This window comes from Streptomyces pristinaespiralis, from assembly GCF_001278075.1.
GTDB lineage: Bacteria > Actinomycetota > Actinomycetes > Streptomycetales > Streptomycetaceae > Streptomyces > Streptomyces pristinaespiralis.
Genome location: NZ_CP011340.1, coordinates 3,854,157 through 3,875,034 on the forward strand (window position 1 = coordinate 3,854,157; position 20,878 = coordinate 3,875,034).

Annotated in this window: 24 protein-coding genes; 6 read left to right on the forward strand and 18 right to left on the reverse strand. The window is 69.4% G+C overall.

The window, feature by feature from the left end; all coding sequences use genetic code 11:
- Positions 1-75: 75 nt before the first annotated feature.
- On the reverse strand, positions 76-948 hold the full coding sequence (locus tag SPRI_RS38850) for a hypothetical protein (RefSeq protein WP_005313859.1): 873 nt from the start codon (positions 946-948) through the stop codon (positions 76-78).
- 273 nt (positions 949-1,221) lie between these two features.
- Between SPRI_RS38850 and SPRI_RS16200 the strand changes: the two genes are divergently transcribed.
- A complete protein-coding gene (locus SPRI_RS16200) occupies positions 1,222-2,289 on the forward strand; it encodes a glycosyltransferase (protein WP_053557039.1) in 1,068 nt (355 codons plus the stop codon).
- A 55-nt stretch (positions 2,290-2,344) separates the two neighbouring features.
- On the opposite strand, the gene SPRI_RS16205 is transcribed toward SPRI_RS16200, so the two are convergent.
- The 5 genes from SPRI_RS16205 to SPRI_RS16225 all read right to left on the reverse strand — a co-directional run bounded on the left by SPRI_RS16205 (position 2,345) and on the right by SPRI_RS16225 (position 6,620).
- Complete coding sequence (locus tag SPRI_RS16205) at positions 2,345-3,718, reverse strand: dicarboxylate/amino acid:cation symporter (protein WP_005313866.1); 1,374 nt, start codon at positions 3,716-3,718, stop codon at positions 2,345-2,347.
- A gap of 272 nt (positions 3,719-3,990) precedes the next feature.
- Positions 3,991-4,287, reverse strand: coding sequence for a DUF4229 domain-containing protein (locus SPRI_RS16210; RefSeq protein ID WP_005313873.1), 297 nt, complete (start codon positions 4,285-4,287; stop codon positions 3,991-3,993).
- A 64-nt stretch (positions 4,288-4,351) separates the two neighbouring features.
- The gene (locus SPRI_RS16215) at positions 4,352-4,876 is read right to left on the reverse strand and encodes a GNAT family N-acetyltransferase (RefSeq protein ID WP_037774036.1); all 525 of its coding nucleotides are present in this window, start codon (positions 4,874-4,876) and stop codon (positions 4,352-4,354) included.
- A 74-nt stretch (positions 4,877-4,950) separates the two neighbouring features.
- Positions 4,951-6,114, reverse strand: a complete 1,164-nt coding sequence (gene mqnE / locus SPRI_RS16220) for an aminofutalosine synthase MqnE (RefSeq protein ID WP_005313880.1) — start codon at positions 6,112-6,114, stop codon at positions 4,951-4,953.
- A gap of 50 nt (positions 6,115-6,164) precedes the next feature.
- Positions 6,165-6,620, reverse strand: a complete 456-nt coding sequence (locus SPRI_RS16225; RefSeq protein ID WP_005313883.1) for an Lrp/AsnC family transcriptional regulator — start codon at positions 6,618-6,620, stop codon at positions 6,165-6,167.
- A gap of 131 nt (positions 6,621-6,751) precedes the next feature.
- Between SPRI_RS16225 and SPRI_RS38855 the strand changes: the two genes are divergently transcribed.
- Positions 6,752-6,898, forward strand: coding sequence for a hypothetical protein (locus tag SPRI_RS38855; RefSeq protein WP_182327721.1), 147 nt, complete (start codon positions 6,752-6,754; stop codon positions 6,896-6,898).
- On the opposite strand, the gene SPRI_RS16230 is transcribed toward SPRI_RS38855, so the two are convergent.
- A complete protein-coding gene (locus SPRI_RS16230; protein ID WP_005313886.1) occupies positions 6,895-7,557 on the reverse strand; it encodes a UbiX family flavin prenyltransferase in 663 nt (220 codons plus the stop codon). The genes SPRI_RS38855 and SPRI_RS16230 overlap by 4 nt on opposite strands.
- A gap of 110 nt (positions 7,558-7,667) precedes the next feature.
- On the opposite strand from SPRI_RS16230, the gene SPRI_RS16235 reads away from it, so the two are divergent.
- Positions 7,668-8,258 carry a rhomboid family intramembrane serine protease gene (locus SPRI_RS16235; protein WP_005313888.1) on the forward strand — a complete coding sequence of 197 codons (591 nt, stop codon included), beginning with the start codon at positions 7,668-7,670 and terminating at the stop codon, positions 8,256-8,258.
- Between the two features lie 12 nt (positions 8,259-8,270).
- On the opposite strand, the gene mqnP is transcribed toward SPRI_RS16235, so the two are convergent.
- From mqnP to SPRI_RS16250, 3 genes are read right to left on the reverse strand one after another with little or no spacing between them, the layout of a single operon-like run.
- Positions 8,271-9,194: a menaquinone biosynthesis prenyltransferase MqnP gene (gene mqnP, locus SPRI_RS16240; protein WP_005313889.1), complete on the reverse strand. Its 924-nt coding sequence runs from the start codon at positions 9,192-9,194 to the stop codon at positions 8,271-8,273.
- On the reverse strand, positions 9,191-9,664 hold the full coding sequence (locus SPRI_RS16245) for a hypothetical protein (RefSeq protein WP_037774038.1): 474 nt from the start codon (positions 9,662-9,664) through the stop codon (positions 9,191-9,193). The genes mqnP and SPRI_RS16245 overlap by 4 nt, the downstream gene beginning before the upstream one ends.
- Positions 9,661-11,112 (reverse strand): menaquinone biosynthesis decarboxylase, encoded by a 1,452-nt coding sequence (locus SPRI_RS16250; RefSeq protein WP_005313891.1) that lies wholly within the window; start codon positions 11,110-11,112, stop codon positions 9,661-9,663. Before SPRI_RS16250 ends, SPRI_RS16245 begins: the two co-directional genes overlap by 4 nt.
- A gap of 90 nt (positions 11,113-11,202) precedes the next feature.
- On the opposite strand from SPRI_RS16250, the gene SPRI_RS16255 reads away from it, so the two are divergent.
- Positions 11,203-11,592 (forward strand): PLD nuclease N-terminal domain-containing protein, encoded by a 390-nt coding sequence (locus SPRI_RS16255; RefSeq protein ID WP_005313892.1) that lies wholly within the window; start codon positions 11,203-11,205, stop codon positions 11,590-11,592.
- A 1-nt stretch (position 11,593) separates the two neighbouring features.
- The gene (locus SPRI_RS16260) at positions 11,594-12,487 is read left to right on the forward strand and encodes a LysR family transcriptional regulator (RefSeq protein WP_005313893.1); all 894 of its coding nucleotides are present in this window, start codon (positions 11,594-11,596) and stop codon (positions 12,485-12,487) included.
- On the opposite strand, the gene SPRI_RS16265 is transcribed toward SPRI_RS16260, so the two are convergent.
- Positions 12,444-13,406, reverse strand: a complete 963-nt coding sequence (locus SPRI_RS16265; RefSeq protein ID WP_005313901.1) for a DMT family transporter — start codon at positions 13,404-13,406, stop codon at positions 12,444-12,446. The two genes, SPRI_RS16260 and SPRI_RS16265, sit on opposite strands and share 44 nt — an antisense overlap.
- 108 nt (positions 13,407-13,514) lie before the next feature.
- Here SPRI_RS16265 and SPRI_RS16270 point away from each other — a divergent pair, with 108 nt between their 5' ends.
- Positions 13,515-13,964, forward strand: coding sequence for a nucleoside deaminase (locus SPRI_RS16270; RefSeq protein WP_005313902.1), 450 nt, complete (start codon positions 13,515-13,517; stop codon positions 13,962-13,964).
- A gap of 64 nt (positions 13,965-14,028) precedes the next feature.
- Here SPRI_RS16270 and SPRI_RS16275 read toward each other — a convergent pair whose 3' ends face one another.
- The 7 genes from SPRI_RS16275 to SPRI_RS16305 form a co-directional block, all read right to left on the reverse strand.
- Positions 14,029-14,544, reverse strand: coding sequence for an SRPBCC domain-containing protein (locus SPRI_RS16275; RefSeq protein WP_005313903.1), 516 nt, complete (start codon positions 14,542-14,544; stop codon positions 14,029-14,031).
- Positions 14,545-14,581: 37 nt separating this feature from the next.
- Positions 14,582-15,667, reverse strand: a complete 1,086-nt coding sequence (gene ccsB, locus SPRI_RS16280; RefSeq protein WP_005313904.1) for a c-type cytochrome biogenesis protein CcsB — start codon at positions 15,665-15,667, stop codon at positions 14,582-14,584.
- The gene (resB, locus tag SPRI_RS16285; RefSeq protein WP_037774041.1) at positions 15,664-17,337 is read right to left on the reverse strand and encodes a cytochrome c biogenesis protein ResB; all 1,674 of its coding nucleotides are present in this window, start codon (positions 17,335-17,337) and stop codon (positions 15,664-15,666) included. The genes ccsB and resB overlap by 4 nt, the downstream gene beginning before the upstream one ends.
- A gap of 4 nt (positions 17,338-17,341) precedes the next feature.
- On the reverse strand, positions 17,342-18,079 hold the full coding sequence (locus tag SPRI_RS16290) for a cytochrome c biogenesis CcdA family protein (protein ID WP_037776427.1): 738 nt from the start codon (positions 18,077-18,079) through the stop codon (positions 17,342-17,344).
- Positions 18,080-18,110: 31 nt separating this feature from the next.
- Positions 18,111-18,710 carry a TlpA family protein disulfide reductase gene (locus tag SPRI_RS16295; protein WP_005313919.1) on the reverse strand — a complete coding sequence of 200 codons (600 nt, stop codon included), beginning with the start codon at positions 18,708-18,710 and terminating at the stop codon, positions 18,111-18,113.
- 68 nt (positions 18,711-18,778) lie between these two features.
- The gene (locus SPRI_RS16300) at positions 18,779-20,029 is read right to left on the reverse strand and encodes a polysaccharide deacetylase family protein (RefSeq protein ID WP_037774042.1); all 1,251 of its coding nucleotides are present in this window, start codon (positions 20,027-20,029) and stop codon (positions 18,779-18,781) included.
- Positions 20,030-20,176: 147 nt separating this feature from the next.
- On the reverse strand, positions 20,177-20,875 hold the full coding sequence (locus tag SPRI_RS16305) for a histidine phosphatase family protein (RefSeq protein WP_005313922.1): 699 nt from the start codon (positions 20,873-20,875) through the stop codon (positions 20,177-20,179).
- Positions 20,876-20,878: the final 3 nt, after the last annotated feature.

Below are 20,878 nucleotides of genomic sequence, written 5' to 3' on the forward strand. Positions count from 1 at the left end.
CGAGGCGGACACAGCACACGGTCGGCGTTCCGGGCCCGGCGAGAGGCCCGGACCGTCAGTGGATCAGGGCCGGATCTACTTCATGCCCTTGGCGCGGTAGTTGGGGTCGGTTCCGCTCAGCTTGCTCAGGGCTCGGTTGTTCGCCTCGGCATCAGTCAGCGGCTGCGTGGCCAGAGGCTCCCAGTCCTCGTCGCAAGAAAGCGCGAAGGGATTGCCACCGACAACGTCACACACCGTCTCCCAGACGACGCCTCCACGGGTGAGGACCTGGATCGAGACTCCATTCGCCTGGGAGGCGATGGCCACGGAACAGGCGTCCGCCGGGTAGTCAGAGTCGGTGTCACTGAGGTTGTACCAGGTGAAGTCGAGCCCGCTCTGGCCCTGCAGGTTGCGGATGCCGGCGTACGTCGTACCTCCGGTCAGCACCGCCTTGACCTCCTGGGCGTTGCTGGGGTTGTAGGCGTCAGTGTCCTGACACGGACCGGGCTCACCCTGCGGACCCGTCGGACCGGTCGGACCCGTCGCACCCGTCGCGCCCGGCTCACCGCCACCGGGGCCCGTCGGACCGGTCGGACCCGTGGGGCCCGTCGGACCCGTCTGGCCGTCCCCGCCGGGGCCCGTCGGACCGGTCGGACCCGTGGGGCCGGTCGGGCCCGTCGGACCGACCTTGCCCTTGCACTTGTCGTCGTGGCCGTCGACGCCCGGAACGCCCATCTCGCGCAGTTCCTCGAGCAGCGCACGCGGGTAGTCGTCCTTGCCCGGCTTGCACTCGTCGTCGCCGTACGCACCCGCGACGCTCGCGCTCGGGACGTACTGCATCGCCGCGACCGCCGGGCTGCCGAAGCCCGCGAACACGAGGGCGATCGACGCCACAGCGCCCGTGGTCAGCAGCGACTTGCGCCGGGGAAGAGGTCCGAAGGGGGACTTCGTCCTGCGATCAGGACTCATGGATTCACTCCTTTTGAACCGGATCGGGTGACGATCCGGAAGCAGGTTCTGGTCGCTGGGATCTTCGGAGCGTCACGCCCGGGTCTTGAGGCGCCACGGCCGCACAGTCAGCTCATCGGCCTACCAGGTACCCACCACTGGACGCGCTCGGCGGCGATCCGGAGCCGGCGTCGGCGTGCCTGCCGCGGCGGCGGGAGCCGGGCCCTCTAGCGTCACCCGCGGACCGACCGGCCGGAGAGGGCTGCTGCTGTGAAGCCATCCATCTGCTTGTGCATGATCGTCAAGAACGAGTCGGGCGTCATCGAGAGATGCCTGGCATCCGCGCGTGGCCTCATCGACACCTGGGTCATCTCCGACACCGGGTCGACCGACGGCACGCAGGACCTGATCAGGAAGGCGCTCGACGGCATCCCGGGCGAGCTCCACGAGGAACCGTGGGTGAACTTCGGCCACAACCGGAGCCTGAACATCAGGCACGCCCGCGGCAAGGCCGACTACCTGCTGCTCCTGGACGCGGACCTGGTGGTCCGTCAGGATGCACCGCTGCCGCGTCTCACCGCGGACTCGTACATGCTGCGCCACGAGGGCGCGCTCGAGTACCGCATCAAGCGGCTGGTCCGCGGCAGCCTCCCGTGGCGGTACGAGGGCGTCACGCACGAGTACCTCACGGCCGACCGCAAGGACCAGCAGCAAAATCTCGACGCGCTCGTCATCGAGGACCACGCCGACGGCGGTTCCCGGCACGACAAGTTCGAGCGCGACGCCCGCCTGCTGGGCGACGAGCTCGAGCGCGACCCGTCCAACACCCGCACGGTCTTCTACCTGGCCCAGACGATGCGCGACATGGGCAGGACCGCGGAGGCGATCGAGCTCTACGAACGCCGCGCCGCCATGGGCGGCTGGGCGGAGGAGGTGTACTACGCGCTGCTCCAGGCCGGTGTCCTGCGGGCGCGGTCGGACGACTGGCCCGGGGCGATGGACGCTCTGTCGCGGGCCTGGGAGTCGCGTCCGGAGCGGCTGGAGGCCTGCTACGAACTGGCCTCCCGGCTGCGCGGCATGGGCCGGCACCGCGCGGCGCACGCCTTCGCCTCGGCCGGCCTGGACCGCCCGCAGCCCGACGACGTGCTGTTCACACAGCCGTGGGTGTACCGGTGGGGGCTGCTGTTCGAGTTCTCGATCACGGCGTACTGGGTGGGCGAGTACGGGGCGTCGCTGCGTGCCTGCGACCGGCTGCTGGCGATGCCCGACCTGCCGGAGGCCTTCAGAAAGCAGACCGCCGCCAACCGGCGGTTCGCGCAGGTCCGCATCGCCCCGCAGAAGACCGTGGGCCTCGCCCGCTGACGGGAGAGGCCCACGAGGGGAGGCGGTCGCACGGACCGCCGGACGCGGTGGGGCGTCAGGCGGGGACCGGCACGGTCCCCTTCTCCTCGGCCGTCACGGCGTCGGTGCCGGCCTCGGTGTCGCCGTCGACGTCGTCGATCGGCGAGGAGGTGGCGCTGTTGTACGCGTCGTGGTCGAGGATCTGCTCACGCGCCGCGACGATGACGGGAACGAGCGCCTGTCCCGCGACGTTGGTGGCCGTGCGCATCATGTCCAGGATCGGGTCGATCGCCATCAGCAGGCCGACGCCCTCCAGCGGGAGGCCCAGGGTGGACAGGGTCAGCGTCAGCATGACCGTCGCGCCGGTCAGACCGGCGGTGGCGGCGGAGCCGACGACGGAGACGAAGGCGATCAGCAGGTAGTCCTGGATGCCGAGCTGCACGTCGAAGATCTGCGCGATGAAGATCGCGGCGAGCGCCGGGTAGATCGCGGCGCAGCCGTCCATCTTGGTGGTCGCGCCGAACGGGACCGCGAAGCTGGTGTACTCCTTCGGGACGCCGAGACGCTCGGTGACCTTCTGGGTGACCGGCATGGTGCCGACCGAGGAGCGGGAGACGAACGCGAGCTGGATGGCCGGCCAGGCCCCCTTGAAGAACTGGACGGGGTTGACCTTGGCGACGGTCGCGAGCAGCAGCGGGTAGACGCCGAAGAGGACCAGGGCGCATCCGATGTAGACGTCGGCGGTGAAGGTGGCGTACTTGCCGATGAGCTCCCAGCCGTAGTCGGCGATGGCGAAGCCGATGAGGCCCACGGTGCCGATGGGGGCGAGGCGGATGACCCACCACAGGGCCTTCTGGAGCAGCTCGAGCACCGACTCGCTCAGGTCGAGGATCGGCTTGGCGCGGTCACCGAGCTTGAGGGCGGCGATACCGGCGACGGCGGCCATGAAGACGATCTGGAGCACTTCGAGCTCGGTGAACGGCGTGATGACGTCCGTCGGGACGATGCCGGTGAGGAAGTCGATCCAGGTTCCGGCGTTCTCCGGCTTCTGGCCGTCCTTCGGGGTGAGGCCGGTGCCCGCGCCGGGGTCGGTGACCAGTCCGATGACGAGGCCGATGGCGACGGCGATCAGCGACGTGATCATGAACCACAGCAGGGTGCGGCCGGCCAGCCGCGCGGCGTTGTTGACCTTCCGCAGGTTGGTGATCGACACCAGGATCGCGAAGAAGACGAGCGGTGCGACGGCCAGCTTCAGCAGCTGGACGAAGATCGATCCGACCTGGTCGAGAGTGTCCTTCAGCCAGCCGATGTCCTGGCTGCGGGCGAGGGCGCCGAGCAGGACGCCGAGCGCCAGACCGGCGACGATCTGGGCCCAGAAGGGGACCTTGGGTATACGGAATCCGGAGCCGGACTGCTTTCCGGCAGGGGTGGACGCGGTGTTCGCGGACACGGACGCACTCCAGTGGTGGCGTTCGGGAAGTACAGGGGACGGGGGTGCGGCGCCCGTGCGCGTGAAGGCGCGGCGCCGCTGCGTGATGCCGGGTTGTCAGATGTGGCGGCAACAGACCGCGGACATGCAGCGGCACAGATCGACATGCAGGCGCGCCACGAGCAGGAGGCTCGCGGCGTCGGAGTGGCGCTCTGCTGTCTTCACGCCGAACACGTTAACACTTGAACTTATCGAAGCTCAAAGCTCCCCTTTGGGACCCCTGTCGGCCCGCCCTACTGGGTGACGCCGTCCTCCTGCTTGCGGTTGGCCTCGAGACGGGCCTTGGCGCTGTCGACCTTGGTGACGATCTGGGCGGACATGGCGTCCCGCTGCTTGCGCAGCAGCACGAGACTGAGCGGCGCGGAGAGCACGAGCGCGAGCAGCACGACCCAGACGAAGTTGGAGTCACCGAGCCCCTTGGGCAGGGCGCCGATCTGGACCAGTCCGACGACGACGACGAAACAGCCGACGAAGATCGCCAGACGCAGTGCGGTGTACTTGATCGCGGCACTCGTCCTTGCAGCGGACACGGCGGGCCTTCTTCCTTGCGTACGACGTGGGTGCCTGTCCAGTGAAGCACGCCGCCCCGAGGGGTCAGCCGAGGGGCAGCAGCATGATGACGTCGTCGCGGTCGTCGCCGTCGGCGACCCGGATCGCCCCCGGCACCCGGCCGACCTCCTTGTAGCCGCAGGCGCCGTAGAACCGGTCGGCGCCGGTGCCGCCGCGGCAGGTGAGACGTATCGCCTCGATGCCCTCGAACCCGCGGGCGGCCTCCGCGGCGGCGGCCATCAGGTCGCGTCCGTAGCCCTTGCCCTGGTGGCCGGGGTGGACCATCACCGTGTAGAGCCAGATCCAGTGCCTCATCAGGCGGTGGGTGTTGAAGGTGAGGAAGGCGGTGGCCGCGACCGCGCCGCCTGCGTCGCGGCCGACGAGCAGCCGCATCCGGCCCTCCGCGATGGCGGTGAGGTGCCCCAGCCACCCCGGCCGGACGTCCTCGGCCGTCACGGGCGGGACGAAGCCGACGGCGCCGCCCGCGTTGCTGACGTCCGTCCAGAGTGCGAGGACGCCGTCCCGCAGCTCGTTCGTGAGGTCCGGGTCGAGTTCGAAGGTGAGCGCCATGCGGGCCAGCGTAGGAAACGGCGAACCCCGGCCGTGGCCGGGGTTCGCAGAGCGAGACGGACGGCGGTCCGGTCTCAGACGCGCATGGGCTGCGGCGACTCGCGCCGGTCGGCGTCGGGGCCCGGGTACTCGCGGATGATCTCGTAACGGGTGTTGCGCTCCACCGGGCGGAAACCGGCGTCCCGGATCAGGTCGAGCAGGTCGTCACGGGTCAGCTTGTTCGGCGTGCCGTAGTTGTCCGCGTCGTGCGTGATCTTGTACTCGACGACCGAGCCGTCCATGTCGTCCGCCCCGTGCTGAAGGGCGAGCTGGGCGGTCTGCACGCCGTGCATCACCCAGAAGACCTTGACGTGCGGCACGTTGTCGAACAGCAGCCGGGAGACGGCGAAGGTCTTGAGCGCCTCGGCGCCGGTCGCCATCGTCGTCCGCGCCTGGAGCTTGTTGCGGACCTTGCCGTCCTGCATGTCCACGAAGTCGTGCTGGTAGCGCAGCGGGATGAAGACCTGGAAACCACCGGTCTCGTCCTGGAGTTCACGCAGCCTCAGCACGTGGTCGACCCGGTGGCGCGGCTCCTCGATGTGCCCGTACAGCATGGTGCACGGGGTCTTGAGGCCCTTCTCGTGCGCCAGGCGGTGGATGCGCGACCAGTCCTCCCAGTGGGTGCGGTGGTCGACGATGTGCTGCCGGACCTCCCAGTCGAAGATCTCCGCGCCACCGCCGGTCAGCGACTCCAGACCGGCCTCGATGAGCTCGTCGAGGATCTCGGAGGCGCTGAGCCCGGAGATCGTCTCGAAGTGGTGGATCTCGGTGGCGGTGAACGCCTTCAGCGAGACGTTCGGCAGGGCCTTCTTGAGCTCGGAGAGCGAGCGCGGGTAGTAGCGCCAGGGCAGGTTGGGGTGGAGCCCGTTGACGATGTGCAGCTCGGTGAGGTTCTCGCCCTCCATCGCCTTGGCGAGGCGGACGGCCTCCTCGATGCGCATGGTGTACGCGTCCTTCTCGCCCGGCTTGCGCTGGAACGAGCAGTAGGCGCACGACGCCGTGCACACGTTGGTCATGTTGAGGTGGCGGTTGACGTTGAAGTGGACGACGTCGCCGTTCTTGCGGGTGCGCACCTCGTGTGCGAGACCGCCGAGCCATGCCAGGTCGTCCGACTCGTAGAGGGCGATGCCGTCCTCACGCGTCAGCCGCTCACCGGCCCGGACCTTCTCCTCGAGCTCGCGCTTGAGTCCTGCGTCCACTTCGGGCCGCCTCCCATACGTCTACCAATCGGGCTCCACCCACGGTATCCCTAGCTCTCCTCCGGCAGGTCGCCGACCCGGTTCTCCCACTTGGTGGAGAGCACGATGGTGGTCCGGGTGCGGGAGACGCCGCGCGTCCCGGAGAGCCGGCGGATCGTCTTCTCCAGACCGTCCACGTCGCTCGCGCGCACCTTCAGCATGTACGAGTCGTCGCCGGCGATGAACCAGCAGTCCTCGATCTCCGCCAGATCCTTCAGCCTGCGCGCCACGTCCTCGTGGTCTGCGGCGTCGGAGAGCGAGATCCCGATCAGGGCCGTGACGCCGAGGCCCAGGGAGCGGGCGTCGACGGTGGCGCGGTATCCGGTGATGACGCCCGCCGCTTCCAGGCGGTTGATGCGGTCGGTGACGGAGGGGCCGGAGAGCCCCACGAGCCGGCCGAGCTCGGCGTACGAAGCCCTGCCGTTCTCGCGCAGGGCCTGGATGAGCTGCCTGTCCACGGCGTCCATTGACTCAAGCCTTCCATTATTCAGCGATACCGCAAGTTTACGTGTAGAATCTAAGGCACACAGGGCCGACACCCTGCGATTTACTCAAATGATCAAAGTTGATCCCACAAGGATCACGATCCATACAGGAGATGACACTCACCGTGTACACGATCGAGATGGCCTACGCCCACATGCGACAGCTGCAGGAGCTGGCCAACCGCTCGCGTGCCCACCAGCCCTCTGCCGCCCGCAAGGCCGCCCCGGCCCGCGCACCGCGTACCGGCAAGAAGCGCTAATCGCCTCCGGAGCCACCACCCAGCTCCCCCTTCCAACGGCGGTACAGCCGATGCGGCACCCCTGCCGCGTCGAGCACCCGCCCCGCGACGAAGTCCACCAGATCCTGGATGTGCGTCGCCCCCGCGTAGAACGCCGGAGAGGCGGGCAGCACCACTGCGCCCGCCTCGTCCAGCGTGACCAGGTGTTTCAGCGTCTGTCCGTTCAGCGGGGTCTCCCGCACGGCGACCACCAGGGGTCGCCGCTCCTTGAGCGTCACGCTCGCCGCCCGCTGCAGCAGGTCCTTCGAGAGTCCGAGCGCCACACCCGCCACACAGGCGGTCGACGCCGGCACGATCAGCATCCCCTTGACCGGGTACGACCCCGACGACGGCCCGGCGGCGAGGTCCCCGGCCGCCCAGTGCCGCACGTCGCTCACATCGGCGTCGAAGCTGTCCGGCTTCCCGTCGGCTCCCCGGGCCAGCCACTGCCGCAGGTCCTCCTGCCAGTGCGCGTCCCGGAAGGCGATACCGGTCTCGTCGAGCAGCGTCAGCCGCGAGGCCCTGCTGACCACCAGGTCCACGCTCTCGCCCGCGGCCAGCAGACCGCGCAGCACGGCGGCCGCGTACGGCGTGCCGGAAGCACCGGACACCCCCACGACCCAGGGCCGTCGACTGTTCACTTGCTTCTGCTCCACACCGCCGAGCCTATCCGGCGGCGCGAACGCGGAACCGGGCACGGTGCGCGGGACGTTCCCGTCACACAGGCGCATGCACACCGCAGGGGGCGACGATGACTCGTACACAAGTCGGGGAGTGGGGCAGATCGGAGCGGGCCAGGGCCGCGGCGAAGCTGATCCTCGCCTTCGTCGCGCTGCTGTGGGTGCTGGAAGTGGTCGACGTGGCGACGGGACACGCCCTCGACTCCTACGGCGTAGTGGCCCGTGAGCCCGGTGAGCTGGTCGACATCGTGCCGTCGGCGTTCATGCACTTCGGGTTCGCCCACGTCGCCGCCAACAGCATCCCGCTGCTGGTCTTCGGCTTCCTCGCGGCGCTGGCCGGCGTGCGCCGCTTCCTCGCCGTGTCACTGATGATCATTCTGGTGGCCGGCCTCGGCGTCTGGCTGTTCTCCCCCTCGGGGTCCAACACCGCGGGCGCCTCGGGCCTGGTCTTCGGGCTCTTCGGCTACCTCGTGGTGCGCGGCTTCGTGGACCGCAGACTGCTGGACGTGTGCGTGGGCCTGCTGATCGGCGCGGTCTGGGGCAGCTCGATCCTGCTCGGCCTCTCCCCGGCCGATACGGGCGTGAGCTGGCAGGGCCACCTCTTCGGCCTGCTGGCGGGGGTGGGGGCGGCCTTCGTCTTCCGCGGCCGCGCCCGGGCCTGAGCCGGCCGGCCGTCAGACCGTCAGGCCGCGCACCACGAGGTCGAGCAGGGCGCACACGAAGAGCGAGATCCCGATGAAGCCGTTCGTCGTGAAGAACGCCCTGTTCAGACGGGACAGGTCGTGCGGCCGGACGATCGTGTGCTCGTAGAGGAAGGCCGCCGCGACGATCACCAGGCCCACCCAGAAGAGCACCCCCGCGTCCGTCGCCAGCGCGAACCAGACCAGCAGGCCCGTCGTCACGACGTGCGAGGCGCGGGCGCCGTGCAGCGCGGCCGGGATACCGAAGCGGGCCGGGACCGACTTCACTCCGTGGGCGCGGTCGGCCTGCACGTCCTGGCAGGCGAAGATCAGGTCGAAGCCGCCGATCCACACGCCCACGGCCAGACCCAGTATCACCGCGTCCCACGACCACTCCCCCGTCACCGCGATCCACGCCCCGACGGGGCCCATGGCCTGCGCGAGACCGAGGATGGCGTGCGGGAAGTCGGTGAACCGCTTGCCGTACGGATAGACCACCATCGGCACGACCGCGACCGGCGCGAGCGCCAGACACAGCGGGTTGAGCAGCGCCGCGGCGCCGAGGAAGACGACCAGCGCGATCAGCGCGCCGGTCCACGCGGACCGTACGGACACCGCGCCGGTGACCAGTTCGCGCCCCGCGGTGCGCGGGTTCCGTGCGTCGATCTCCCGGTCGATGATCCGGTTGCAGGCCATCGCGAAGGTCCGCAGACCCACCATGGCGACGGTGACGAGCAGCAGGTCGGTCCAGTTGACCTGCCTGTCCAGCCGGAACATCGCGGTGAGGGCGGCGATGTAGGCGAAGGGCAGCGCGAAGACCGAGTGCTCGATCATCACCAGCCGCAGGAAGGCCTTCACCTTCCCGGTCGGCTGCGGCGCGGGGCCGGAGCCCACGACCCCGTCGGCGGTCGTCATCATGCGAGGCTCCCGAGGAACGCGTCGAGGTCGGCCAGCAGCCCGGCGACGGGCAGCGGCCCCGTCTCCACGGTCAGCGGCGTCCCGGTTTCGTCGTCGGGCGGGGTGACGTGCGCCGTGAAGGCGTACGCGTCCGCGCCGGCCGGACGGGCGTCCAGACTCAGCACGGCCCCGCCGTCGACCGTGAAGGGACCGGACGCCGCGGCGAGCTCGGCGCGCAGCCGCTGCGCGAAATCGGCGGGCTCGGCGTCCCGCACACCGGGAAGCTCGAAGCCGTCGCCCTCGCCGTCGCTCTCCAGGAGGACCGCCCAGGTGTCACCGGCGCCCGCGAACTCCTCGGGCGCGACGCCCGCCTCCTCGGCGGCCAGCCGGACGCCCGGGTCGGCGGGGTCGAGCTCCGGCCGCACCAGGGCCACGTAGTCGGTGTCGGTGCCGATGAAGAGGGCCGGACCGCCCACGGCGACGGGACTCACAGGCCGTACTCCTTCCACCGGCGGTCGACGAGCGCCGCCGTCGCGGGATCGGACTCGACCATCTCCGGCCAGCCCCCGTCCCGCGTGTACCCCTCCTCCGGCAGTTTGCGCGTCGCGTCGATGCCCGCCTTGCCGCCCCAGAACTGCTGGTAGGACGCGTGGTCCAGATGGTCGACGGGGCCTTCGACGACGGTGAGGTCGCGTGCGTAGTCCGTGTTGCCGAGCGCGCGCCAGGAGACTTCGTGCAGGTCGTGGACGTCGCAGTCCTTGTCGACCACCACGATCAGCTTGGTCAGCGACATCATGTGCGCGCCCCAGATGGCGTGCATGACCTTCTGCGCGTGCTTCGGGTACTTCTTGTCGATCGAGACGATCGCGCAGTTGTGGAAGCCGCCCGACTCCGGCAGGTGGTAGTCCACGATGTCCGGCACGATGATCTTCAGCAGCGGCAGGAAGAAGCGCTCGGTCGCCCGCCCCAGCGGCCCGTCCTCCGTCGGCGGCCGGCCCACCACGATCGACTGGAGCAGCGGCCGCCCCCGCATCGTGACGCAGTCGATGGTCAGCGCGGGGAAGGGCTCCTGCGGCGTGTAGAAGCCGGTGTGGTCGCCGAAGGGGCCCTCCGGGAGCATCTCCCCCGGCTCCAGCCAGCCCTCCAGCACGACCTCGGCGTTCGCCGGTACCTGGAGCGGCACCGTCTTGCAGTCGACCATCTCGATCCGCTTGCCCGCGACGAAGCCGGCGAACAGGTACTCGTCGATGTCGCCGGGCAGCGGCGCGGTCGAGGCGTACGTCACGGCCGGCGGGCAGCCGAACGCGATGGCGACCGGCAGCCGCTCGCCCCGCTGCGCGGCCACGGCGTAGTGGTTGCGGCTGTCCTTGTGGATCTGCCAGTGCATACCGATGGTGCGCCGGTCGTGGCGCTGGAGGCGGTAGAGGCCGAGGTTCCGTACGCCCGTCTCCGGGTGCTTGGTGTGGGTGAGGCCCAGGTTGAAGAAGGAGCCGCCGTCCTTGGGCCAGGTGAACAGCGCGGGCAGGGCGTCGAGGTCGACGTCGTCGCCGCGCAGGACGACCTCGTGCACGGGCGCGTCCTTCACCTTCTTCGGCGGCACGTGCACCATCGAACCGAGCTTGCCGAAGGCCTCGCGCACCCCGACGAAACCGTGCGGAAGCTCGGGCTTGAGCAGCCCGCCGATCTTCTCGCTGATCTCCGCGTACGACTTCAGACCCAGCGACTTCAGCAGCCGGCGGTCGGTGCCGAACACGTTCATCGCGAGCGGCATCGCGGAGCCGCGCACGTTCTCGAACAGCAGCGCGGGGCCGCCCGCCTTGTTCACCCGGTCGACGATCTCCCCGACCTCGAGATACGGGTCGACTTCGGCCTTGATGCGCTTGAGGTCGCCCTCGCGCTCCAGCGCCCGGAGCAGGGAGCGAAGATCGTCGTAAGCCATGTGGTCAAGTATCGGTCACCCGCTACCCTGGCCCCGTCACCGGGGCCGGGGAAACGCCGCCCCGCCTAAGTCTCCAGGGGGCTGTCCCACATGCTCAGGGCGCTGATGTACATCCTGCCGCTGGCGCTGACGATCTACGCGTTCATCGACTGCCTGAACACCCCCGAGGACGAAGCCAAGCATCTGCCCAAGCTGGCCTGGGTGTTCATCATCCTGCTGTTCTGGGTCGTCGGCCCGATCGTCTGGTTCGCCGCCGGCAAGATGCGGCACGCCCCGGCAGGCGGCCGCACCCCCTCCGAGTGGCACCGCAATCACCGCACGCAGTGGGTGGCGCCCGACGACAACCCCGACTTCCTGAAGTCCCTCAAGGACGAGAACAAGAAGGACGAGGCGGTCCTCAAGGACTGGGAGGCGGACCTCCGCCGCCGCGAGGACGAGCTGAAGAAGCGCGAGCAGGGCGGCGAGGGCGACAAGTCCTGACGTGGAGATCCGCCTGCTCGTCACCTTCGAGAAGGTCGCGGCCCACCTCAGCTTCACGCAGGCCGCCGCCGAACTGAAGTACGCCCAGTCCAGCGTCACCAGCCAGGTCCGCTCGCTGGAGAGCTCCCTGGGCACCGAGCTGTTCGACCGGCTGGGCAGCCGCATCCGGCTCACGGAGGCCGGTGAACGGCTCGTGCCCTACGCCCGCAGGATCATCGAGCTGTCCGAAGAGGCGCGCGCCGCGGTCGCGGAGACGGACGAACCGGCGGGGACCATCAACATCGGCACCATGGAGTCGCTCACCTCCTACCGGCTCCCGGAACTGCTCGAGCTGTTCCACCACCGCTATCCGCGGATCAAGCTGTCGCTGCGCCCCACCCTGGGTGACGAGACCCGCCGGGCGCTGCGCCAGGGCGTGTACGACATCGGCTTCCTGATGGAACGGGAGACGGAGCACACCGGCCTGCGGAGCGAGGTGCTGGCCCCCGAGCCGCTGGTGCTCGTGGCCGCGCCCGGCCATCCGCTGGCAGGGGCCGGCGGGCTGACCACCCCGGACCTGGCGGACGCCCAGCTGGTGGGCACCGAACCGGGCTGCCCGTACCGGGACCTCTTCGAGAACGAGCTGCGCGAGCGGACCGGGGCGCCGCCGCCGTTCATGGAGTTCGGCACGATCGAGGCCACCAAGCGGGGTGTGGCCGCCGGTCTCGGGGTCGCGCTGCTGCCCCGGATGACGGTCCGTGCGGAACTGGCGTCCGGGGTGCTGGTCGCGCTGCCGTGGGAGCCGCCGTTCCGGCTGCACACGCAGGTGGCGTGGCGGGAGGGGAAGCGGCTGCCCCGGCATGTGCGGCTGTTCATCGACGAGACGGTGCGGCTGGTGCGGGAGCAGGAGTCGTAACGGGAGCAGGGTCGGTGGCGGAGCGCGCCACGGTGCGCGGCTGCTGCCGGGTGCGGTTGATCCGCAGCGAGGCGACGAGGATCAGCGGGACGCCCAGCGCCTGGACGAGCCCGATGCGGTTCCCGTACACCACCCCGTCCGCGACCATGGCGACGGCCGGGTAGACGAACGCCAGCACGGCGATCTTCGAGGTGGTCAGCTTCTGGTAGGCCGAGTACATCAGCACGTACATCAGGCAGGTGTGGATCACGCCGAGGCCCACCAGCCAGGCCCACCCGGCCCCGAGGCCGTTCACCGCCGCGAGGTCGGCGAACGGCAGCAGCAGCGGGATGCCGACCAGCACCTGCACCAGCGCGACCAGGTGCGGCCGCACACCGGTGACCCGCTTGGTGATCACCGTCGAGACGGCGTAGAACAGCGCGGCCAGCAGGGCGAATCCCAGGCCGGTGAGCGATCCGGGGTCCGAGGGGCTCACCCCGGAGACGAGCAGGAGACCGGCGAACGCGACGCCGAGCCAGCCGAAGGTCGCGGCGGTCAGCCGCTCCTTGAACAGCAGGGCGCCGAGCAGCACCACGTAGAACGGCTGGGTGTGGTAGACGGCGGTCGCGAGCGAGATGGACGACTCCTCGTACGCCTCGAAGAGGAACACCCAGTTGAAGACGATGAACACGCCGCCGAGCGCGGCGAGCGCCAGCTTCCGCGGCGTGAAGGCGTGGTCGGTGAAGTAGCCGCGTGCCAGGCAGTAGGCGCCCAGCGCGAGCGCCCCGAACAGGCAGCGGAAGAACACGACCTCGAACGGGGAGGCGCCCGACTCGACGACGAAGATGCCGAGGGTGCCCGAGAGCACCATGGCCAGGGTGAGTTCGACGGTGCCGCGCCGGGTGGCGTTCGCGGCGGTCTGCGCGGTGTCGGTTGTCATGTCTGTGAAGCTACGAGCGGCGCACCGGCGCGGTCCACGCGCCAGTGGGGCGTCCTGCCGATGGGCCCATAGGCGCGTCCGATGAGCCCCGATGCGGAGAGGAAGCGCATGGCACAGGACAGGTACGGGACGTGGCTGGCGACGGCCGTGGCCGAGGCGCGGGCCGGCCTCGCTGAGGGCGGCATCCCCATCGGGGCCGCGCTCTACGGCGCGGACGGCACCCTGCTCGGCCGCGGCCACAACCGGCGTGTGCAGGACGGTGATCCGTCGGCCCACGCCGAGACGGAGGCGTTCCGTGCCGCCGGGCGGCAGCGTTCGTACCGGGGCACGACGATGGTGACGACCCTGTCGCCGTGCTGGTACTGCAGTGGCCTGGTGCGGCAGTTCGGCATCTCACGGGTGGTGATCGGCGAGACGGAGACCTTCCACGGCGGCCACGACTGGCTGGCCGCGAACGGCGTGGAGATCGTGCTCCTCGACGACCCCGCGTGCCGGTCGATGATGCGCGACTTCGTCGCCGCCAGCCCCGGTCTCTGGCAGGAGGACATCGGCGCCTGAGGGGTGCCGATGTGCGCGGAACTCCGAGCGCGCCGCTGTGGCGCGGCACGTCCGGGGGCCGCCGCTACGCCGCGGCGTACGAGTCCCGCAGTTCCTGCCAGCGCTTCGGCGTCCAGGTGTCCCAGTCCGTCGTCGGGCTGCCCGCCAGCGCCTCGGCGAGCAGTTCGAAGTGGTTGTGCCAGCCGGCCAGGCAGTCCAGCAGCACCTCGTCGTCGCAGCGCAGTTCGTTGGTGAAGCGCAGCACGGTGCCGTCGTCGCCGTGCGGTTCGAGGTGGAAGCGGATACGGCCGTGGATGGAGACGGTGTACTCGGCGACCCGCTCCACGTCCCAGGCGGTGACCCGTCCTTCCGCGACGGTGTGCCGGCCCTCGGCGTCCGCGTTGAGCCAGCGGAGCCGGACCGCGCCGCCGACTCTCGGTTCGAGTACGTCGGCGGCGCAGAGCCAGGCCGGCAGGACTTCGGGGGTGGCGACGGCGGCCCATACCCGGATCACCGGATGCGGCAGGTGGAGTTCGTACCGCAACAGGTGAGTGCCGTCGTCCCGGGTCTCGACGGTGCCGTGGGGGATTACGTCACTCATGCATCCAGCGTCACCCCTCGGCGGCGCGGGCGCTACCTCACTCCACGCCCGCGTACGAGTGCAGGCTGTTCACGAAGATGTTCACGCCGTAGTAGTTGAACAGCCAGCAGGCGAAGGCGATCAGCGCCAGGTACGCGGCCTTGCGGCCCTTCCAGCCGGCCGTCGCGCGGGCGTGCAGGTAGGCGGCGTAGGCGACCCACGTGATGAACGACCAGACCTCCTTGGCGTCCCAGCCCCAGTAGCGGCCCCAGGCGTCGCCGGCCCAGATCGCGCCGGCGATGATCGTGAACGTCCACAGCGGGAAGACGGCGGCGTTGACGCGGTAGGAGAACTTGTCGAGCGACGCGGCGGCCGGCAGCCGCTCCAGGACCGAGGTGGCGAAGCGGCCGGGCCTGCCGCCGCCGGCGAGCTTGGCCTCATAGCCGTCGCGGAACAGGTAGAGCACGGTGCCCACGGCACCGAGGTAGAAGACCGCGCCGCAGAAGATCGCGGTGGAGACGTGGATCCACAGCCAGTACGAGTCCAGCGCGGGGACCAGCTGGTCGCTCTCCGTGTAGAGCCAGGTGACGGCGACGCCCAGGTCGAGCAGGACGGTGGTGACCAGCGGCAGTCCGGCCCAGCGGACGTTCTTCTTGGCGAGCAGCAGGGCCAGGTACACACCCACGACGACGGTCGAGAACGTCGTGGAGAACTCGTACATGTTGCCCCACGGCGCGCGCTGCACCGACAGCGCGCGGGTGGTGACGCCGGCGGCCTCGATCAGGAACGCGAGCGCGGTCAGGGAGACGGCGATGCGGCCGTACAGGTCACCGCTCTGTGTGCCGCCGTGCGCGCCCGGGCCGTCGGGGACGTCCCGGGTGCCGCTCGCGGACCGGGTGACGACCTTCGGCTTCTCCAGGACGGCGGTGCCGCCGCCCTTGACCTGGATCTTCGGGGCGTCGGCCGCGGCCTTCCGGTCGGGGGCGGTCAGCGCGGCGGCCGTGCGGGCCACCTTGCTGCGGCTGCCGAGCGTCCACTCGGCGATGTGCGCGAAGAAGGCCAGCGTGTAGACGGCCATCGACGAATAGATCAGGTAGTTGCTGATCTCCGCCAGGTTCGCGTTGGTTGCGGCGGCGAGCGTCACTTCTCAGCCCCTTCTGCAGGAACTTCTACGGGTTCAGGCGCGGTCGGCGCCTGTGCGTTGAGGGTCACGGCCAGCTCCGCCAACTCCTCGGGGAGCTTCGCGGACTCGGCTCGGCCGAGCCCGGCCATCTCGACCACGGTCACACCGTCGTCGCCTCGCACGGCGCGCACCCAGACACGGCGGCGCTGGATGAACAGCGAGCCGATCAGGCCGGTGATGGCCGCGATCGCGCCGGCCAGTGCCCAGCCGTTGCCGGGCTGCTGGGAGATCTGGAAGCTCGCCCACTCCTTCACCTCTTTCTCGAAGGTGATGGAGCCGGCGCCGTCGGGCAGCTTCATGGTCTCGCCGGGCAGCAGGCGCTGCTTGAGGATCTCCCCGTCGGCGCCCTTGAACTGTTTCATCTTGCGGGTGTCGAGCTGGTACACGTTCTGCGGCAGACCGGCGTCGACGCCGAGACTGCCGTGGTAGCCGGTGAGCGCGAGCACCGGGTACTCGAGCCCGGGGAACTGGGAGAACATGTCGCCGTGGCCCGCGCCCGCGAACGTCGGGACGAAGAAGGCCTGGAAGCCGAGCTGGTCCTTCTTGCCGCTCTTGTCGCGGTAGCCGTCCATCACCTTGATCGCGCCGGTCGAGGTGACGTTGGAGTCGATGGGCAGCAGCGGCACGGCGCCGCTGGAGACGACCTTGCCCTTGCCGTCCCTGACGGTGACGACGGGGGCGTAGCCGTGCGACAGCAGATAGACCTTGGTGCCGTCGACCTCGAGCGGCTTGTTGACCTCGATGACCGACTTCCGCTCGGGACCGTCGCCCTTGGACCAGGTGACGGCCGCCTCGAAGGTGCGCGGGGTGCCCCGCTGCGGTCCCTCTTTCGCGTACGTTCCGGTGAAGCTGTCCAGGCTGAAGCTGAAGGGCACGAGTTCGTCGGTGTCGAACAGCGACCCGGACTTGAAGTCGTCGTACTGGATGAGCGTGTTGGAGAAGCCGTCGCCCTCGACGATCAGCTTTCCGCCCTCGGACTTGAACAGCGTCCCCGTGGCGAACGCCACCAGCATCACGATCAGCGAGACGTGGAAGACGAGGTTGCCCGCCTCGCGGAGGTAGCCCTTCTCCGCCGCGACGGCGTCGCCCACCGCGTCGGCACGGAAACGGCGCTTCTTCATGATCGCGAGCGCCGCCTCGCGCACCTGCTCCGGATCGGTCGCGGTGCGCCAGGTGGTGTACGCGGGCAGGCGGGTGAGGCGCTTCGGCGCGCCCGGCGGCCTGCTGCGGAGCTGGCCGACGAACTGCCAGCTGCGCGGCACGATGCAGCCGATGAGCGAGACGAACAGCAGGATGTAGATCGCGGAGAACCACACCGAGCTGTAGACGTCGAAGAACTGGAGCTTCTCGTAGATGGGCGTCAGGAGGTCGTGCTGCTTCTTGAACGCCTCCACCTTGAGCTCGTCCACGCTGTTCTGCGGGACGAGGGAGCCGGGGATGGCGCCGAGCGACAGCATGAACAGCAGGATCAGCGCGACCCGCATGGAGGTCAGCTGGCGCCAGAACCAGCGGACCCAGCCGACGACGGAGAGCGTGGGCCCGCCGATCGCCTGGTCGGCCGGATTCTCCGTGGGGGCGGTGGACAGCTGCGCTCCGGCCTCGCCGAGGTCGCGCTCTTCGGTCTTGCTCATGAACTCAGATCCCCACCGTGAAACCGCTCGACCATCCCTGCATCTCCTGCACCAGGGTGTCCCATGCACCTGTGAGCAGCAGCAGACCGGTCGCGATCATCATGATCCCGCCGATCCGCATCACCCATGTGTAGTGCCGCTTGATCCAGCCGAAGGCGCCGAGCGCCTTGCGGAAGGCGACCGCGGCGACGATGAACGGCAGACCGAGACCGACGCAGTACGCGACAGACAGTACGGCCCCGCGGCCCGCGCTTCCCTCGTTGAGCGCGAGGGCCTGCACCGACGCGAGGGTCGGGCCGATGCACGGGGCCCAGCCCACTCCGAACAGGGCGCCGAGCAGCGGAGCGCCGACCAGCCCGGTCGCCGGCTTCTTGTGGAAGCGGAACTCGCGCTGGGTGAGCCAGGGCATCAGCCCCATGAAGAACACGCCCAGCAGGACCATCAGCACGCCGAGGACCTTGGACAGCACGTCCCGGTGTCCCAGCAGGGAGTTGCCGAAGTAGCCGAAGAAGGCGCCGCCGGAGACGAAGACGACCGTGAAGCCGAGGACGAACAGCGACGCGCCGAGGACCATCCGGCCGCGCCTGGCGTCGGCCAGGTCGGTGCCGGTGACGCCGGTCACATAGGAGAGGTAGCCGGGCACCAGGGGCAGGACGCACGGCGAGAAGAAGGAGACGAGTCCGCCGAGGACGGCGATGGGCAGCGCGAGGAGCAGTGCGCCGCCGAACACCGTCTCGTTCATGCCGGACGCTGCGGCCAGAACTTCCACAGGATCACTGCTCCGCGATCAACGGGTCGATCATCTTGCGGAGTTCCTCGTCGTCCAGCGCCTTGAGCGAGCGCGCCGCGATCTTCCCTTCCCGGTCGAGGACGATCGTGGAGGGAATGGCCTGCGGGTTGAGGCTGCCCTTGGGGAAACCGTTGACGATCAGTTTCCCGATCGGGTCGTAGAGGCTCGGATATCCGACGCCGTAATCCTTCTCGAAGGCGAGGGCGGGACCCTTCTGCGGGTCGCGGGTGTTGATCCCGACGAACTCGACGCCGTCCGCCTTCGTCTCCTTGGCGACCTTCGCGAAATAGGGGGCCTCGGAACGGCAGGGGGCGCACCATGATCCCCAGACGTTCATCACGACGACCTTGCCCTTGAGGTCGGCGATGTCGAGGTGTCCGCCGTCGAGGGTCTCGCCCGCGAGCTTCTTGGGGGCCTGGCGCTCGCCCTTGGCGACCGTGTCGATGCCACCGGTCCCGGTGACGAAGTTCGTGTCACCGCCGCCTCCGGACTTCCCACCGTCGCCGCAGGCGGACAGGGTGAGCGCACCTGCGGCGACCAGGGCGGTCAGCAGGGCGGCGCGGGGGGCACGGCTAAGGCTCATGTGAAAAGTTTCGCATGGCCCTGGAGGGGATCTTCCGCACCCCCCTGGGTGCCCGTTAAGGGCCGTTGTCAAGCGGCCTTAAAGAATGCGTTCCAACCGCCCGCCGGCGCTTGACCGGTCCCGAGCGTACGCAGCTTGGCGAGTACCTGCGGATCCTGCACATCGAGCCAGTCGCAGAACTGCCGGAAGGACACCAGCCGTACGTCCTTCTTCCCGGCCATGCCTTTGAGGGCCTCCTCCACGGCGTCCATGTAGATGCCGCCGTTCCACTGTTCGAAGTGGTTGCCTATGAAGAAGGGTGCGCGATTGGTCTCGTAGGCCCGCTGGAATCCGGCGAGATAGGCGTCCCGCGCCTGCTTCTTCCAGCCCGGATAGCGGGAGGGCATGCCGTTGGTCGAGTTCTTCGACTGATTGGCCAGCATGTTGTAGTCCATGGACAGGACTTCGAAGGTCTGGCCGGGGAACGGGACCGACTGGAGCGGCAGGTCCCACAGGCCGAGCTGCTTCCCGGGCCACATCTGGTGGCCGCCGGGCGAGCTGGCGTCGTAGCGCCAGCCGAGCCGCTTGGCCGTTGGCAGCAGCTTGTCCTGCCCGAGCAGACAGGGGGTGCGGCCGCCGACGAGTTCCTTGCGGTAGTCGAAGGGCAGCGGATCGATGTCGTGCCAGCCGCTGTTGGTGCGCCATTCGGTGACGAACTTCACAGCCTGGTCGATCTCGCTCTGCCAGTCCGCGGAGGTCCAGTTGCCGACCGACCCGGAGCCGCCGCAGAAATGCCCGTTGAAGTGGGTGCCTATCTCATGGCCGTCGAGCCATGCCTGGCGTATGCACTTCAGCGTGTCCTTGATGTGGTCGTCCGTGAGATAACCGATGTCGGACGCGCCGATGGTGTTGTTGGGCGGCCGGTAGAGCGACTTCTTCGATTCGGGCAGCAGATAGATGCCGGAGAGGAAGAAGGTCATTCCCGCGCCGTGGTCCCTGGCGAGTTCCAGGAAACGGGGGAAGAGGCCGTTGCCGACCTCGCCCGCGCCGTCCCAGGAGAAGATCACGAATTGCGGCGGCGTCTGGCCCGGTTCGAGCGGGACGGGCTTCGGCGGCTGATGCGGCTGCTTTCCGGTGTCGGCGGTGGAGCCGTCCCCGATCAGCCGCACGGGGCTCTTCGACGGGGAGGGGCTGCTGCCGCCCTTGCCCTGGCCGACCCCCTTGGCCGGGTCGGTATGTCCGCTCCCGCCGAAGCCGTTGGAGCCGCAGCCCGCCACCCCGATGGCCGCTGCGGCCCCAAGTCCCGCTCCCAGCAATCCCCTTCGGCTGATCTCCCGCATATCGTCCCCATCCACGCTCTCCTGGTCACGAGAGCAGTTGCTCGAACCGGCGAACAAACCGGCACAAGCTGAGATGCGCTGTGGAACTCGCGGGTTCCGGGGACTTCTGCTTATTTTTCTTCAATACGGGAGATCGAATACGGGCGGCTACGCGCCGAATGCCTTGCTCTTGCCCTTCACCGGCTTGGCGCCGGCGAGAAGATGCGGCGGCACAAGATCCCGGGCCGGTTCCGTGTAGCCCACGGACACGATCCGGTTGCCCTCGTACGTGAACGTGGTCAGCGAGGCCAGCGTGCACTGACGGCGCCGCGGGTCGTGCCACAGCCGACGGCGCTCAACGAAACTGCGCACGGTCCAGATGGGCAGCTGGTGGCTGACGCACACGGCCTCATGACCGCGCGCGGCGTCCCGTGCCGCGTCCAGTGCCGCCATCATCCGCACGACCTGCTCCACGTACGGCTCGCCCCACGACGGGCGGAACGGGTTGGTCAGATGCCGCCAGTTGCCCGGCTTGCGCAGCGCGCCGTCGCCGACGCCGAACGTCTTGCCCTCGAAGACGTTGCCCGCCTCGATCAGCCGCTCGTCCGTCTCCAGAGGGAGGCCGTGGCCCTTGGCGATGGGCATGGCCGTCTCCTGCGCACGCTCCAGCGGGGAGGCCACGACATGGGTGATGTCCCGGCCGGAGAGGTGCTCGGCGACCCGGTCGGCCATCTGCCGCCCGAGCTCGGAGAGGTGGTACCCGCTGCGGCGGCCGTAGAGGACACCGTCGGGGTTGTGCACCTCGCCGTGGCGCATCAGGTGCACGACGGTGGTCTCGCCGTTGTCACGCCGGACGTCCTCGTCCATCGC

Bases quoted from the DNA above. Each gene is read 5' to 3' on its own strand.
- SPRI_RS38850 (WP_005313859.1), bottom strand. From the start codon at position 948: ATGAGTCCTGATCGCAGGACGAAGTCCCCCTTCGGACCTCTTCCCCGG.
- SPRI_RS16200 (WP_053557039.1), top strand. From the start codon at position 1,222: ATGATCGTCAAGAACGAGTCGGGCGTCATCGAGAGATGCCTGGCATCC.
- SPRI_RS16215 (WP_037774036.1), bottom strand. From the start codon at position 4,876: ATGGCGCTCACCTTCGAACTCGACCCGGACCTCACGAACGAGCTGCGG.
- SPRI_RS16225 (WP_005313883.1), bottom strand. From the start codon at position 6,620: ATGGACGCCGTGGACAGGCAGCTCATCCAGGCCCTGCGCGAGAACGGC.
- SPRI_RS38855 (WP_182327721.1), top strand. From the start codon at position 6,752: ATGACACTCACCGTGTACACGATCGAGATGGCCTACGCCCACATGCGA.
- SPRI_RS16235 (WP_005313888.1), top strand. From the start codon at position 7,668: ATGACTCGTACACAAGTCGGGGAGTGGGGCAGATCGGAGCGGGCCAGG.
- mqnP (WP_005313889.1), bottom strand. From the start codon at position 9,194: ATGATGACGACCGCCGACGGGGTCGTGGGCTCCGGCCCCGCGCCGCAG.
- SPRI_RS16250 (WP_005313891.1), bottom strand. From the start codon at position 11,112: ATGGCTTACGACGATCTTCGCTCCCTGCTCCGGGCGCTGGAGCGCGAG.
- SPRI_RS16255 (WP_005313892.1), top strand. From the start codon at position 11,203: ATGCTCAGGGCGCTGATGTACATCCTGCCGCTGGCGCTGACGATCTAC.
- SPRI_RS16265 (WP_005313901.1), bottom strand. From the start codon at position 13,406: ATGACAACCGACACCGCGCAGACCGCCGCGAACGCCACCCGGCGCGGC.
- SPRI_RS16270 (WP_005313902.1), top strand. From the start codon at position 13,515: ATGGCACAGGACAGGTACGGGACGTGGCTGGCGACGGCCGTGGCCGAG.
- SPRI_RS16275 (WP_005313903.1), bottom strand. From the start codon at position 14,544: ATGAGTGACGTAATCCCCCACGGCACCGTCGAGACCCGGGACGACGGC.
- resB (WP_037774041.1), bottom strand. From the start codon at position 17,337: ATGAGCAAGACCGAAGAGCGCGACCTCGGCGAGGCCGGAGCGCAGCTG.
- SPRI_RS16290 (WP_037776427.1), bottom strand. From the start codon at position 18,079: ATGAACGAGACGGTGTTCGGCGGCGCACTGCTCCTCGCGCTGCCCATC.
- SPRI_RS16295 (WP_005313919.1), bottom strand. From the start codon at position 18,710: ATGAGCCTTAGCCGTGCCCCCCGCGCCGCCCTGCTGACCGCCCTGGTC.
- SPRI_RS16300 (WP_037774042.1), bottom strand. From the start codon at position 20,029: ATGCGGGAGATCAGCCGAAGGGGATTGCTGGGAGCGGGACTTGGGGCC.
- SPRI_RS16305 (WP_005313922.1), bottom strand. From the start codon at position 20,875: ATGGACGAGGACGTCCGGCGTGACAACGGCGAGACCACCGTCGTGCAC.